14 protein-coding genes and 3 pseudogenes are annotated in these 12,576 nt (G+C 48.1%); 5 read left to right on the forward strand and 12 right to left on the reverse strand.

Features of this window, described 5'->3' with window-relative positions; genetic code table 11:
• The 4 genes and pseudogenes from BGK49_RS01995 to tehA form a co-directional block, all read right to left on the reverse strand.
• Positions 1-257: IS1-like element transposase (locus BGK49_RS01995; protein ID WP_024259250.1), on the reverse strand; the 257-nt coding region annotated here is incomplete at its 3' end.
• 37 nt (positions 258-294) lie between these two features.
• A pseudogene (locus BGK49_RS24995) lies at positions 295-417 on the reverse strand (DUF3313 domain-containing protein); the annotation flags it as partial.
• Between the two features lie 302 nt (positions 418-719).
• Positions 720-1,313, reverse strand: coding sequence for a tellurite resistance methyltransferase TehB (gene tehB, locus BGK49_RS02000; protein ID WP_000586728.1), 594 nt, complete (start codon positions 1,311-1,313; stop codon positions 720-722).
• Entirely contained in the window at positions 1,310-2,302 is a 993-nt protein-coding gene (tehA, locus tag BGK49_RS02005; RefSeq protein ID WP_004983796.1) for a dicarboxylate transporter/tellurite-resistance protein TehA, read from the reverse strand. Before tehA ends, tehB begins: the two co-directional genes overlap by 4 nt.
• 123 nt (positions 2,303-2,425) lie before the next feature.
• Here tehA and ydcK point away from each other — a divergent pair.
• Positions 2,426-3,405 (forward strand): annotated as a pseudogene (ydcK, locus tag BGK49_RS02010) (YdcK family protein).
• Here ydcK and rimL read toward each other — a convergent pair.
• The 4 genes from rimL to hglS form a co-directional block, all read right to left on the reverse strand.
• Positions 3,400-3,936 (reverse strand): 50S ribosomal protein L7/L12-serine acetyltransferase, encoded by a 537-nt coding sequence (gene rimL / locus BGK49_RS02015; RefSeq protein WP_000140882.1) that lies wholly within the window; start codon positions 3,934-3,936, stop codon positions 3,400-3,402. The pseudogene ydcK and the gene rimL sit on opposite strands and share 6 nt — an antisense overlap.
• Before the next feature lie 62 nt (positions 3,937-3,998).
• Entirely contained in the window at positions 3,999-4,223 is a 225-nt protein-coding gene (locus BGK49_RS02020) for a YdcH family protein (RefSeq protein ID WP_004983724.1), read from the reverse strand.
• Between the two features lie 139 nt (positions 4,224-4,362).
• A complete protein-coding gene (gene opgD / locus BGK49_RS02030) occupies positions 4,363-6,018 on the reverse strand; it encodes a glucan biosynthesis protein OpgD (protein WP_000375956.1) in 1,656 nt (551 codons plus the stop codon).
• A gap of 224 nt (positions 6,019-6,242) precedes the next feature.
• Positions 6,243-7,586, reverse strand: a complete 1,344-nt coding sequence (gene hglS, locus BGK49_RS02035) for a 2-oxoadipate dioxygenase/decarboxylase HglS (RefSeq protein ID WP_069375686.1) — start codon at positions 7,584-7,586, stop codon at positions 6,243-6,245.
• Between the two features lie 209 nt (positions 7,587-7,795).
• On the opposite strand from hglS, the gene BGK49_RS02040 reads away from it, so the two are divergent.
• Positions 7,796-8,725 (forward strand): LysR substrate-binding domain-containing protein, encoded by a 930-nt coding sequence (locus BGK49_RS02040; RefSeq protein ID WP_032335682.1) that lies wholly within the window; start codon positions 7,796-7,798, stop codon positions 8,723-8,725.
• Positions 8,726-8,762: 37 nt separating this feature from the next.
• Here BGK49_RS02040 and trg read toward each other — a convergent pair whose 3' ends face one another.
• Positions 8,763-10,403: a methyl-accepting chemotaxis protein Trg gene (gene trg / locus BGK49_RS02045; RefSeq protein ID WP_001098564.1), complete on the reverse strand. Its 1,641-nt coding sequence runs from the start codon at positions 10,401-10,403 to the stop codon at positions 8,763-8,765.
• Between the two features lie 397 nt (positions 10,404-10,800).
• On the opposite strand from trg, the gene hokB reads away from it, so the two are divergent.
• Positions 10,801-10,950: a type I toxin-antitoxin system toxin HokB gene (hokB, locus tag BGK49_RS02050; protein WP_001320773.1), complete on the forward strand. Its 150-nt coding sequence runs from the start codon at positions 10,801-10,803 to the stop codon at positions 10,948-10,950.
• Here the strand turns inward: hokB and yncP are convergent.
• The 3 genes from yncP to cybB form a co-directional block, all read right to left on the reverse strand.
• A complete protein-coding gene (yncP, locus tag BGK49_RS30810; RefSeq protein WP_212591405.1) occupies positions 10,928-10,996 on the reverse strand; it encodes a hypothetical protein in 69 nt (22 codons plus the stop codon). The genes hokB and yncP overlap by 23 nt on opposite strands.
• A 25-nt stretch (positions 10,997-11,021) precedes the next feature.
• Positions 11,022-11,195, reverse strand: coding sequence for a YdcA family protein (locus BGK49_RS02055; protein ID WP_000731833.1), 174 nt, complete (start codon positions 11,193-11,195; stop codon positions 11,022-11,024).
• A gap of 244 nt (positions 11,196-11,439) precedes the next feature.
• Complete coding sequence (gene cybB / locus BGK49_RS02060; RefSeq protein WP_000428998.1) at positions 11,440-11,970, reverse strand: cytochrome b561; 531 nt, start codon at positions 11,968-11,970, stop codon at positions 11,440-11,442.
• A 188-nt stretch (positions 11,971-12,158) separates the two neighbouring features.
• Between cybB and BGK49_RS02065 the strand changes: the two are divergent.
• Both BGK49_RS02065 and BGK49_RS28915 read left to right on the forward strand, forming a co-directional pair.
• Positions 12,159-12,426 (forward strand): annotated as a pseudogene (locus BGK49_RS02065) (glyceraldehyde 3-phosphate dehydrogenase NAD-binding domain-containing protein); the annotation flags it as partial.
• Between the two features lie 64 nt (positions 12,427-12,490).
• Positions 12,491-12,576, forward strand: an 86-nt coding sequence (locus BGK49_RS28915) for a transposase (RefSeq protein ID WP_069375691.1), incomplete at its 3' end; no start/stop codon positions are given.

The following is a 12,576-nucleotide window of genomic DNA, read 5'->3' on the forward strand; positions in this document are numbered from 1 at the left end:
TTTTTTAAGTGACGTAAAACCGTGTTGAGGCCAACGCCCATAATGCGTGCACTGGCGCGACATCCGACGCCATTCATGGCCATATCAATGATTTTCTGGTGCGTACCGGGCTGAGAGGCGGTGTAAGTGAACTGTAGTTGCCATGTTTTACGGCAATGAGAGCAGAGATAGCGCTGATGTCCGGCAGTGCTTTTGCCGTTACGCACCACGCCTTCAGTAGCGGAGCAGGAAGGACATCTGATGGAAATGGAAGCCACGCAAGCACCTTAAAATCACCATCATACACTAAATCAGTAAGTTGGCAGCATTACCTAAAAAACCAGAATATTTATCTGGCTGGGTGATTTTAGAGGCACAACCAGACAGAGCCAACAAGCCGCATAAAGCTGCAACTTTCGCAAATGATGTGGTACGCATGAATAGTTTCCTGAGATGATTATATTACTTTTTAAGTTATAGCAAAAAGCGCCGCTTCGTGTTGTGGCAAAAAAAGTGTTGGTGAAAATAAATTTTTCAGCCCCTTTTCAGACGACATAGTCAATGCCGAAAAAGGGGCTAAGTCAATCATCAGTAGTTAAATTTCAGTAAGTTAAGCTGCTAAAAAACTTCGACTACTGTGATTAATTTCACATCCCTTCGATAAAAAATATGCTTACCGAAAAGAAGAACAGTAAATCATCTCAGCGTGGGGAATTTTCACGCGCCTTATTCTTAGCGGGTCATTTTTTACGTGCCAGCATCGTGGCGAAACGCAGTTTAATACGATTACCGTTGGCGTCGGTGCGGTGCAGCTCGCCGACGTCTTCATTGTATTTCACCCTCTCCCAGCCTTCGTAATATCGACGTAATTCTCCCTCTTTGAAGGCAAACGGGAAGCCGACGGTACATGGATAATCAGCGGTATCCATCGCCGCCACAATCAGGTTGTAACCACCAAGTTTAGTGCAACGTTGCATATTGGCAATCAGCCCTGGGATGGTTTTAGCCTCAAGGAACATCAGTACCACAGTCGAAAGAATAAAATCGTACTGTCTATCAAATGTGAGGTTATTCAGATCAACGACTCGGGTGTGTAAATTATCCAGATTTTCAATGGATTTAATGCGCTCTACATTGGCGATACTCATGGCATTTTTATCCCATGCGTCAACATCATAACCATTGGCTGCCAGGTAAAGACTGTTACGACCATTGCCACAGCCCAGATCCAGCGTTTTACCCGGTTTAACCACTTTCACCGCTTCCAGTACTTCAGAGTGTGTGCGGGTTAATTCATATTTATCAGTAAAATAGTTTTCGTCACGAATGATCATTCTTTGTCCTCTGCTTTCATTAAAACAGCGCGCTCGGTTCTGACTAACAATTTTCCCTGCATCAGAAGCGCAAAAGTACGGATGAGCAGTATTGCAATAATAAAATTGGTAAAGATAAACAGCGGTACCGCCAGCGTATGGAAAAATCCATTTTCGCTGCCACTCCCCAGATGCAAACCGGTGGTTGCCAGTGCAGATACGCCGAACGAGAAACTCCAGAATGAAGCATTAAATGGCTGGGAGAGATACCATGGCATCAGACGTAGCATAAACAGCAGTTGCAGCAGTCCATAACCAAAAAGCATTTTCGCCAGCGTATCACCCTCGCCGCCGTTGACGCTCAACCAGGCACTACAGGCCACCAGCGCAGGAGCGAGCTGAATGCCGAGTGATGTCCGCAGTGCCGTGGGTAATTCTCCCGAACTGCGCAGACGCTGCAAGATCACCGGTTCAAGGCTTAGCCATGAGAAAACGCCTGCGCCTAAAAACACCAGACCGGCGTCGGTGTAGCCCAACGCACCACAGGCCATTGCGCTGATAAAGTTGTTGGCAACTGTCGGCAGATACAGTCCAGGCATGGTAGCTTCTTCAGGGTGAGATCCGCGCCATAATCCCGCAGTTTGCCAGGCGGCATAAGCCAACTGAACCACGACACCAAAACTGAACAGGCACACCGCCAGTGGGCGAAACCACGGAACAAAACCAATCGCCACCAGCATCGTCGTTGCCGGAAACAAACTCACAAAACTGCTCAGCACTGGATGGCGAACTTCCGCCAGCACGCTATGCGGAAAGCGTATGAGTCGGGTAATAAATGCGCTAGTTAATAATCCCCAGATGATCATCGCCAGAATCACCAGCCCATCCCCTAACCAGTGGCTGACCTGCCAAACCTGGCTGGCATAGCGCCAGGCAAATCCCATCCCTATCGTCCCCAACACAATACCAAAGTAGCCTGCCGGCAAATTGAGCACTTTATCGCTCTGCATCTTCTTACTCATTTTGTTTAATTTATAAAGTATATTTGAAATGCATTTTATGGAATTTTCTCGAGCATAGCCAGAGCCGCAGAATTTGCTACGGTTATAGTAAGTCACCTGTGAGAAAACGCTATGCGCAAATATCGTCTAAGTGAAGAACAGCGAGCCTTTAGTTATCAGGAAGATGGCACTAAAAAAGTGTGTTATTACGGCAGATTATCGCCATTAGCGATTTTAACGATGTGATAGCAGGAACCGCTGGCGGCTGGATCGATCGCGAAACGGTGTTAGCATAGGAAGGAAATTGCTGGATTTACGACCAGAATGCTATTGCGTTCGGCGGAACGGTGATTTCTGGTAATACGCGTATCACCGGCACCAGCGTGCTGTGGGGAGAGGTTTACGCAACGGATAACGTCTGGATCGATAATAGTGAAATCAGTCAGGGTGCATATATAAGTGACAGTGTCACCATTCATGACTCATTAGTTTACGGGCAATGTAGAATATTTGGTCACGCCTTAATTGATCAACATTCTATGATCGTCGCCGCACAAGGCTTAACGCCCGACCATCAACTCCTGCTCCAAATTTATGATCGCGCAAGGGTTAGCGCCTCGCGTATTGTCCACCAGGCACAAATTTATGGCGATGCCGTCGTCCGGTATGCTTTTATTGAACATCGCGCCGAAGTTTTTGATTTTGCCAGTGTTGAAGGTAATGAAGAGAACAACATCTGGCTATGCGATTGCGCTAAAGTCTACGGTCACGCGCAGGTGAAAGCTGGCATAGAAGAAGATGCCATTCCGACGATTCATTACAGTTCGCAGGTGGCGGAATATGCCATTGTGGAAGGTAATTGTGTGTTAAAACATCATGTCTTGATTGGCGGAAATGCCGTGGTACGTGGTGAACCGATTCTGCTCGACGAGCACGTTGTAATACAAGGTGAGAGCCGTATTTCAGGTGCGGTGATAATTGAAAACCATGTGGAGTTAACCGACCACGCCGTCGTTGAAGCCTTTGATGGCGACACGGTTCATGTCCGTGGTCCAAAAGTCATTAACGGCGAGGAGCGCATTACGCGAACGCCGCTGGCAGGGTTATTATGAATCGATAATACGCGCGTATAAGTTCACATCATCATAGGCATCATTCAGGAACTCAGCCTGTTTCAGGCAACCTTCAAGGATAAAACCATTGCGCAAAGCGATCTGGTTGCTTTGCGGATTGTCCACCCGACATTTGATCACGAAGCGTCTAAGTTCACCAGACTGAGCGTAATGATGAATCAATGCCTGCAGCGCCTGAGAAATGATCCCCTGCCCCTGATGAGATTCGTCCAGCCAGTAGCCGATTTCAGCAGTTTTATTCAGTGGTTCAATACGATTAAACGAGATAACGCCGATAAGTTCATCTTCTTTGAAAATCATGAACATTTTGGCATAGCCGCGTTGATGCAACATCACATTACCCTGCACCGTTTTTCGCGTGTCCTCTTCACTCTGAACGAACTGCGGCCAGTTTAGCGACTGCTGTAACCAGGTTTTATTTTTACAGATTAACTGATAAAGAGGTGTGACGTGACTTTCCGCAACAGCATGTAATTCAAGTGATTCGCTTACTTTTATCGTTTCAGTCATCTTATCTCCAGTCAATCCATGCTGTTGTTAAAAAAGCCGCCTGGCTGGCGGCTTAGGAAAGTTTACACCCCTTTGACGCTCTCCTGCTGCAGGATTTTGAGCATCTCATCTTTTAACTGTAGCTTTTGTTTTTTCATGCGGACCACTTCCGCATTGTACCCTCGACCGTCGAAACCTTCCTTTCTGGCAATTTCATGATCAAGTTTATTGTGTTTATCGAACAAGGACATAAAGCGAGGATTTTCGTTTTTCAGACGGGATATTAAATCTCGGTATTCTGGAAACATACGCACTCCCTGTTAGTGGCTGACAAGATGTATCTGAAATACACACCATCAGATTACTCATTTAACTTAGGGAAAAATGCGAGCGGGATCGTGTTTAACCAGACGGCACCTCCCGAAGAAGGTGCCGAAGAAAAAACGATTAACTCATCACGCGGTCGTCAACATACTGACGTTTATCCGGCGCTGGCGGGAAATACTGATACAGCCATGTTTCACTGATAGCGTCCCCCTGACAACGTAGATACATCCGCATATCGACCGGATCAGTGGAGTCCGAAGTCGGATACCAGTCAAACTGAATACGATAACCATCGATGGGTTCAATATAGAGAATTTCGATTTGCTTCGCTTCCCCACTGGAAAGCGTAATCACCGGCTCAATGCCTTTTGGCGCGGCAGCTTTCAGATCACCACCAACGAAATCGACGGCAAAACGACGCGCCCATTTTTCGGGATAGTGTTCACCTGGCGCCCAACCTTCCGGGAAACCGCCCATGCCGGTACGCGTCGCCATAACGCGCGCTAATGGGCAATGAACAGGCGGTTGCGCACTCCAGTACAGACGATACTGGAATGCAAACTCATCACCTGCTTTTACAGCTTTTTCTGGCTGCCAGAAACAGACAATGTTATCCAGCGTTTCGCCCGTTGTTGGGATTTCCATCAGGCCGATGGTGCCCTTACCCCACTTGTTACGCGGTTCCACCCACAGACTTGGGCGTTTGTTATACCAGCCCATAATGTCCTGATAATGGGAGAAGTCACGATCCAGTTGCAATAAACCAAACCCTTTCGGGTTGTTGTCGGTGTAAGCATTGAACTGCAATTTTTGCGGATTATTCAGCGGACGGCAAATCCACTCGCCGTTGCCCCGCCACATGGACAGACGATCAGAGTCATGAATTTGCGGATGAATTGTATCGCACATCCGACGTTCATTAGTACCGCAGCTGAACATACTGGTCATCGGCGCAATGCCCAGCTGTTTAATGTCTTTGCGCGCATACAGGTGATTTTCCACATCCATAATCACCTGACTTTTCTCACAATGGATAGTGAACTTATAGGCACCAGTAATGCTGGCGCTATCGAGCAACGCATAAACGGTAAAGGTAGTTGCCCCCGGTTTTACCGTATCAAACCAGAAGGCGGTAAAGTCGGGGAACTCTTCTTTACTGTCGGTGTAAGTGTCGATCGCCAGGCCGCGGGCCGACAAACCGTATTGATATGTATCATCAACGGCGCGGAAATAACTCGCGCCGAGAAATGATACTACATCACGGCGCGCCAGTTCGGGGGCTTTAAACACGCGAAAACCGGCAAAGCCGAGATCGCTTTGCCCTTCTAATTGTTTTGTATCAACACCCGCATCGTTGTATTTGAACAACTCCGGGCGAAAGTGAATTTCACGCGCCAGATGTGTTGCTGGATCTACAGAAAACATACGAACGCGGCGACGGAATCCCATTCCCATATGGAAGAACTGAGCGTCCAGTTGACGGTTCTCAACGTTATGCCAGAGCGATTTTTCGGCGTCGTATTGAATACTGTTATAAGCCTGCGGCGTCATTGTCGCCAGCGTGTCAGGTAACGGACGAGGCGCACCACGCCACGCTGTTTGCGCTAAGTCGTGCGCCATTGACTGTAGAATGGAGAAGTCAAAACGCTGGGTTTGCCCGTCGGCAATATCAGAATCTGCCGCGAATGCCGCCTGAGAAAAAAGAGAAGCAATGCCGCTGGTACCGCACACGGCGGCCATAGCCATTGAACCTTTAATAAATCGTCTACGATCCATACCTGAAAGTGAGTCCTTCTGGTGTTGTGAATGGTCCCGCGCTGGTCGTTTTCAGCGGCAAGAAAGTGCTTATTTATGACCGCTCACTCTAGACAATATTTATTAATAATCCAATTGTTGAACTGAGAGAATATGCATAAATCGGCATTTTTTTTATGTCGATGGGATGAGCCTGATTCGTTTGTAAAATCAGGCAAATTTTTGCAAAGGCGGATGGTCAGAATTTAAAGCAAACCACAGCGACGTTTACTGCGTTCTTCCGCTTCCTGGTAAAGCTGGAACTCATCCAAAACCGGACAACCCAACGCCTGCTCAAATGCTTCGCGACTGGCATTACCGTGACTGCGTGTCTGCGTTTCATTACCCAGATTTGACTGGAAGATCCCCGCCGCGCTAACGGGCAAGAAATCTTCATAGGTGATGGGTTGCGCCACTACCCAACCACGTTCAATTAAAGGCTGTGGATCGTCTCCAAGATGAATCGCCTGACGATGCGCCTCACCCGAAGGCGTCAGACGGTACCGGAACCATGCCAACCCTTGCTGACGCATTAAAAACTCACTGTCAGGAAAAGTGCGGAAGGTTTCCTGTAAATGCATTTGGTGTGTGAGATTATCCTGCCCGGTTCCAGCGTTACGCAGAAGATCATCATACAGTTGTCGCCCTTTCGGCGTTAATGCCACGCCACGCTGCTCAATTTCACCAAAGCGCGCGGTATGCGTGCCCTGTTTCTGCCCCGCAAACAACACCGTCTCTTCCAGTGCTCTAAAGCTGGTCTGGCGTTGTAAAATCGGTACCTCGCGGCGCGGCGGCCCCTCGATGAGAATTTTGGGTTCAATTCCGCATTCAGGCATCATCGACTGCACCCGGTCAATATCCAGCGTACGTGGCGTCAGGTGGTTGATATGGCATCCAGGAAAACAGACCACATCAGCAATCAACCGATGTTCGTTGTGCAAGGCGCGATAGGTTTCTTCATCTACCGTTGCTGACTGGTGCCAGCGAAACGTTTCCAGGGCCTCTTGCACAAATTCCTGTGCCTGTGTTTCGTTAAAACCGCCCTGCTGCTCATATTCCTCTAACAGTTGTCGACAACGTGGGGTGAAGATATCGCGCTGACGCAGAATCTCCGCCGCTTTCTGGCGCAAAACTTCGTTCTCGATAAGCTCAAGGCGGAGTAAGGAGGTAAAAACGCGGAAGGGATTACGCGCCAGAGAAGCATCATCAATGGGCCGAAATGCTGTCGAATGTACCGGCACCCCTGCCTGCGAGAGATCGTAATAGCTCACCGGGTACATCCCCATAATGGCAAACATCCGCCGAAGAGTAGCAAGCTCTTGTGCAGTCCCAACGCGAATCGCCCCATGACGTTCAACATTCAGTCGCGCCAGCTCGTCTGCATTTACCATTTTTTCGTGCAGTTGAGGATTGTTTTCCAGCACAGCCAGATTCACATCAGCTACCAGTTCCAGCAGCGTGCCGTACTGCGGAACTTCTTGCTGGTACATGGCTGACATTGCCTGCGAAAACTGTTCCCGAATCTCATCCGCCGTGATGCTGTTCGCCATAGTGTCTGCCTCCAGTGGTCAGTAATCTGGAGTGTAGGTAACCGCATTCACTCTGGCGGGAAGAATTTACAAACTGTGATCTCGCCGCGAAAACATCAATATTATCCATTTTGCTGTAACACAATTGCTTTAATTGTTAATTATATTTTGCAATCAAGTTATCATAATCAAACAACTTCACTTGTCAGCGACACCGCTTCGTTTTTAACATCGCTTATGGAAAAAATAGTCTGTTTAGTCAGCGCATCCGTTTGCGCCACCTTCATACATTCGTAGCTGTCGCACAACAAGGAACTTTGGGGCGCGCGGCTGAAACCCTTAATTTGAGTCAACCTGCGCTCTCTAAGACATTGAATGAACTGGAGCAGCTGACGGGCGCTCGCTTGTTTGAGCGTGGTCGTCAGGGGGCGCAACTTACCTTACCCGGCGAACAATTTTTAACGCATGCAGTCAGAGTTCTTGACGCCATCAACACTGCCGGACAGTCGCTTCATCGTAAAGAAGGTCTTAATAATGATGTCGTCAGGATTGGTGCACTACCTACTGCGGCACTGGGGATATTACCTTCGGTTATAGGTCAGTTTCATCAGCAACAAAAAGAGACGACCTTGCAAGTTGCGACAATGAGTAACCCTATGATTCTGGCGGGTTTGAAAACCGGGGAAATCGATATCGGCATTGGTCGGATGTCAGATCCTGAACTGATGACCGGGCTTAATTACGAACTGCTGTTTCTTGAATCGCTGAAGCTGGTTGTCCGCCCTAATCACCCGCTACTTCAGGAGAACGTAACGCTAAGCCGAGTGCTGGAATGGCCGGTCGTTGTATCACCAGAAGGCACTGCGCCACGCCAGCATTCAGATGCATTAGTACAGAGCCAGGGATGTAAAATTCCTTCGGGTTGTATCGAAACGCTGTCTGCTTCGCTATCTCGTCAACTTACGGTTGAATACGACTACGTGTGGTTTGTCCCTTCTGGCGCGGTAAAAGACGACCTGCGTCATGCCACGCTGGTGGCCCTGCCTGTTCCGGGACATGGTGCAGGCGAACCGATTGGAATACTGACCCGCGTAGATGCGATGTTCTCTTCTGGTTGCCAGTTGATGATTAACGCTATTCGAAAATCAATGCCGTTCTGAAAGGTGAAGGGATCTGTCGATCCCTCCTTGAACATTTTCACACCGTAGCGAAACTAACTGGTTCACCCGCTCCGCGAGGTTCTGCCGACACAGAATGTTTGTTCAGACGGAATACATCCACCGCCTCAGTTAATCGTGCCGCCTGTTCTTCAAGGGACACCGCCGCCGCTGAGGCCTCTTCTACCAGAGAAGCATTCTGTTGCGTCACCTTATCCATTTCAGAAATCGCCTGGCTAACCTGCGTTATGCCTCTACTTTGTTCATCCGAGGCGGCGGCGATTTCCTGCATGATATGTGTGACACTCGCGACGGCATCAACAATAGTGCTCATGGTTTTCCCGGCCGTTGCCACCTCATCCGACCCCAGGTCAATTAACCTGACTGATTCACTGATCAAGCCTTCAATCTCTTTCGCCGCCTGAGCGCTGCGACTTGCGAGTGTCCGTACTTCGCTGGCGACAACGGCAAATCCACGCCCTTGCTCACCCGCTCGCGCGGCTTCAACGGCAGCATTCAGTGCCAGAATATTCGTCTGGAAAGCAATACTGTTGATGACGGCGGTGATCTCAGAAATTTTCTTCGAACTCGTGGAGATAGCGCCCATCGTTTTTACTACACCGGAAACCGTCTGCCCGCCATCGCTGGCTTTAATAGAAGCCTCTTGCGCCAGTTTGCTGGCATGATGCGCGTTATCCGCATTCTGTTTCACCGTCGCAGTGAGTTGCTCCATGCTGGCGGCAGTTTGTTCGATAGCCGCCGCTTGTTCTTCGGTGCGAGATGACAGGTCCGCATTGCCAGCTGAAATTTCGCTGGTGCCACGATAAATCTCTTCCGCGCCCTGTCGAACAGTCCCTACTGTCATCCCCAGTGAATGCTGCATTTGCTGTAAATGACGACTTAAGCGACCGATTTCATTACGACCCGCCGATTCATCATTCATCGTCAGATCGCCACTGGCGATTTTTTCAATCCGTTGTGCGGCATGTTGCAGTGGACGAATGACGATCCGACGTAGCACCATAAATGTTATCAGCGTCATGACCAGGGCAAGCACAAACGCGCCAATCATGAACATCCCACCCAGGCGGGTGCGCTGATGGGCCAGTTCCGCCAGTTGGTTGGCTCTGGTGCTACGTATCTTAACGGCTTTGTTCAAAATATCGGTATAAGCATTATCCAGCGGTCGGATCTGCTCACTTTCATGATTGATAATCGCTTCAAACATGCCATTTTTGGCATATTTCAACATAGGTTGCATACCCGTGATATAAGCCTGAAAGCGTTGATTTAATTCAGTGTCGAGGGCTTCATCAGCAGGTGTTTTCACCGGTCGATTCTGATAAGCACGATAACCTTGCTGCGACTGTTTAATCTCCGATTCGGCTTGCGCAATATTTCGCTTCATTGCTTCCATTTCCGCAATACGACTCGCAGCCCCGGCCTGAATCATATTGATCCGGGCTGAACGCAAAAAATCTGAACTGTTCGCTAACCCGGTCCGAATCTCAATCTCCGCAGTAACATCACGCTGATCGCGATCGGCCTGCCAGAGGAAATAGCCAGCCAGAGCAGAACTTAATGCGAATAGAACTAAGATACCGCCAAGAATGCAGGCAAATAACGGAACCAGCCTGATGTGATGCAAAAAACCTAATCGCTGTGAGGGAGTTGTATTCATTACCGTTGTCTCTCGTCCAGGTTTACTCCTGATAGAAAGTCATCGGCACTTGACGGTAATTACTTATGACCAAAAACCTCTTTGCGTCACATTTTTACAACAATTATTGCAGAGAAAATTAATGCTATTGGAATGAAGAGAGTAACGAATGGCTAAACTGGCTAATCCGAATGACGAAAAATTCTGGAAAACAGCACGCAATTTCGTGAAGTGATTATTTTCGTCCCTAAGGAAACCTCATAGGATGCCTGCGGGTGCCTGAGACTTTCTGTTTTCAGGCTAACCGGGAATCAGAAAGACGAAGCCCCGACCGATATTTCTATCAACCGAGGCCAACGAATGAACCTAGCAATTCAGATCTTAGCCTCTTACCCGCCATCCGGCAAGGAGAAAGGCTATGAAGCACAACCCTCTGGTGGTGTGTCTGCTCATTATCTGCATTACGATTCTGACATTCACACTCCTGACCCGACAAACGCTCTACGAACTGCGGTTCCGGGACGGTGATAAGGAGGTTGCTGCGCTCATGGCCTGCACGTCCAGGTAAGGGCAAGCGCGGGGATTTTCCCCGCGCATCTGACTAGCAGATTCATTTTCTCATGGCACCCCTTTTACACTTCAGTTAGTGCATGTTTTTTTCGAGGCACTAATAGAACCATCATTACAGACAAATTTGCCGCCTGCCGTACAGTGTGAGATCCCCCCTTTCGAACCAGAACAGGGTTTGCGCCCGGCATCGGCATAAAAGGAAACAAGCGTTCCCATAAACAAAATAAGTGCCAGTTTTTTCATATAACCTCCATGGTTTATCGAATCTTATGTTCGATTTGAACGTTATACGCTGGTTTATTTTGATACCGTTGATGAGATCAAAGATCGGGTGAATTGATTAAAAATAAGCCAGATGGACGTATGGGCAAGGATTATGGTTTTATTTGTCATACAAATAAATATAATAGGCGCTTCCGATGTAGACCCGTATTCTTCGCCTGTACCACGGGTCGGTTTTAGTACAGGCGTTTTCTTTAAATATCCTTCAGGAACGTTTACGCGGCATCATGCGTAGAAGTGTGTTGTCCTTCCAGAAATAGTGGTGTGCCAGTGCAGCCGCAGCGTGCAACCCGATGACAAAATATCCCAGATTCGCCAGCGTTTCATGCCACGACTTTAAGCTATCAACCCGTTCGAAATTGGCCTCTGAAGCGTAAGGCATCGTCAAACCAAACGCAAACCACGGGTTGCCCCGGTTATACATCATCACCAAACCAATCACTGGCAGCGCAATAAACAGGAGATAAATCACCAAATGTCCCAAATGCGCCAGTCCCGTCATCATCGGTTTTGGCTTAGGTATAATCGGCGGGGTTGGGTATTTCAGCCTTAACAAAAGACGAACGACCATCAGCACGAGAATTGAGATGCCGCAGGAAACATGAATCATGTTGATGAGTGGCCGATCGCTACGTGGGAAGAAACCCCGAAACTCCATTGCGCAATACGCTGCGATAACCAGCAAAAAGACCAGCCAGTGAATGCTGATTTGTAACCTTGAGTATTTATTTTCCATAACATTTCCTGCTTTAACATAATGTTCCGTTAACATAACGGGCTTTTCTCAAAATTTCATTAAATATTGTTCACCCGTTTTCAGTACGTTACGTTTCACTGTAAGAATGGAGATTGCCCATCCCACAATCCTGGGCTAAGCCTGGAAAGGATCAATTTTCATCCGAACGTTCCTGACAGGAGAAAACCATGAGTAAGGTTGGTATTAACGGTTTTGGTCGTATCGGTCGACTGGTGTTGCGTCGATTACTTGAAGTCAAAAGCAAACATAGACGTTGTCGCTATTAATGATCTCACTTCCCCAAAAATTCTCGCCTACCTGCTGAAACATGATTCAAACTACGGACCATTCCCCTGGAGCGTTGATTTTACGGAAGATTCACTTATCGTTGATGGGAAAAGTATCGCGGTTTACGCCGAAAAAGAGGCTAAAAATATTCCGTGGAAAGCGAAAGGTTGAGGTAGCCTGAGTTTAACGGACACTCCTTCCTGAAATAGAATGGCATCAGAAGGAGCTAATAATGAGCAGAAAAAACCAACGTTACTCTAAAGAGTTCAAAGCCGAAGCTGTCAGAACGGTTCTTGAAAATCAACTTTCGATCAGTGA

Origin of the sequence: Shigella sp. FC1544 (genome assembly GCF_001722145.1) — a bacterium.
Lineage (GTDB): Bacteria > Pseudomonadota > Gammaproteobacteria > Enterobacterales > Enterobacteriaceae > Escherichia > Escherichia coli.

Coding starts and splice junctions, on each gene's coding strand:
- tehB (WP_000586728.1), bottom strand. CDS start 1,313: ATGATCATTCGTGACGAAAACTATTTTACTGATAAATATGAATTAACC.
- tehA (WP_004983796.1), bottom strand. CDS start 2,302: ATGCAGAGCGATAAAGTGCTCAATTTGCCGGCAGGCTACTTTGGTATT.
- rimL (WP_000140882.1), bottom strand. CDS start 3,936: ATGACTGAAACGATAAAAGTAAGCGAATCACTTGAATTACATGCTGTT.
- BGK49_RS02020 (WP_004983724.1), bottom strand. CDS start 4,223: ATGTTTCCAGAATACCGAGATTTAATATCCCGTCTGAAAAACGAAAAT.
- opgD (WP_000375956.1), bottom strand. CDS start 6,018: ATGGATCGTAGACGATTTATTAAAGGTTCAATGGCTATGGCCGCCGTG.
- hglS (WP_069375686.1), bottom strand. CDS start 7,586: ATGGCGAACAGCATCACGGCGGATGAGATTCGGGAACAGTTTTCGCAG.
- trg (WP_001098564.1), bottom strand. CDS start 10,403: ATGAATACAACTCCCTCACAGCGATTAGGTTTTTTGCATCACATCAGG.
- hokB (WP_001320773.1), top strand. CDS start 10,801: ATGAAGCACAACCCTCTGGTGGTGTGTCTGCTCATTATCTGCATTACG.
- BGK49_RS02055 (WP_000731833.1), bottom strand. CDS start 11,195: ATGAAAAAACTGGCACTTATTTTGTTTATGGGAACGCTTGTTTCCTTT.
- cybB (WP_000428998.1), bottom strand. CDS start 11,970: ATGGAAAATAAATACTCAAGGTTACAAATCAGCATTCACTGGCTGGTC.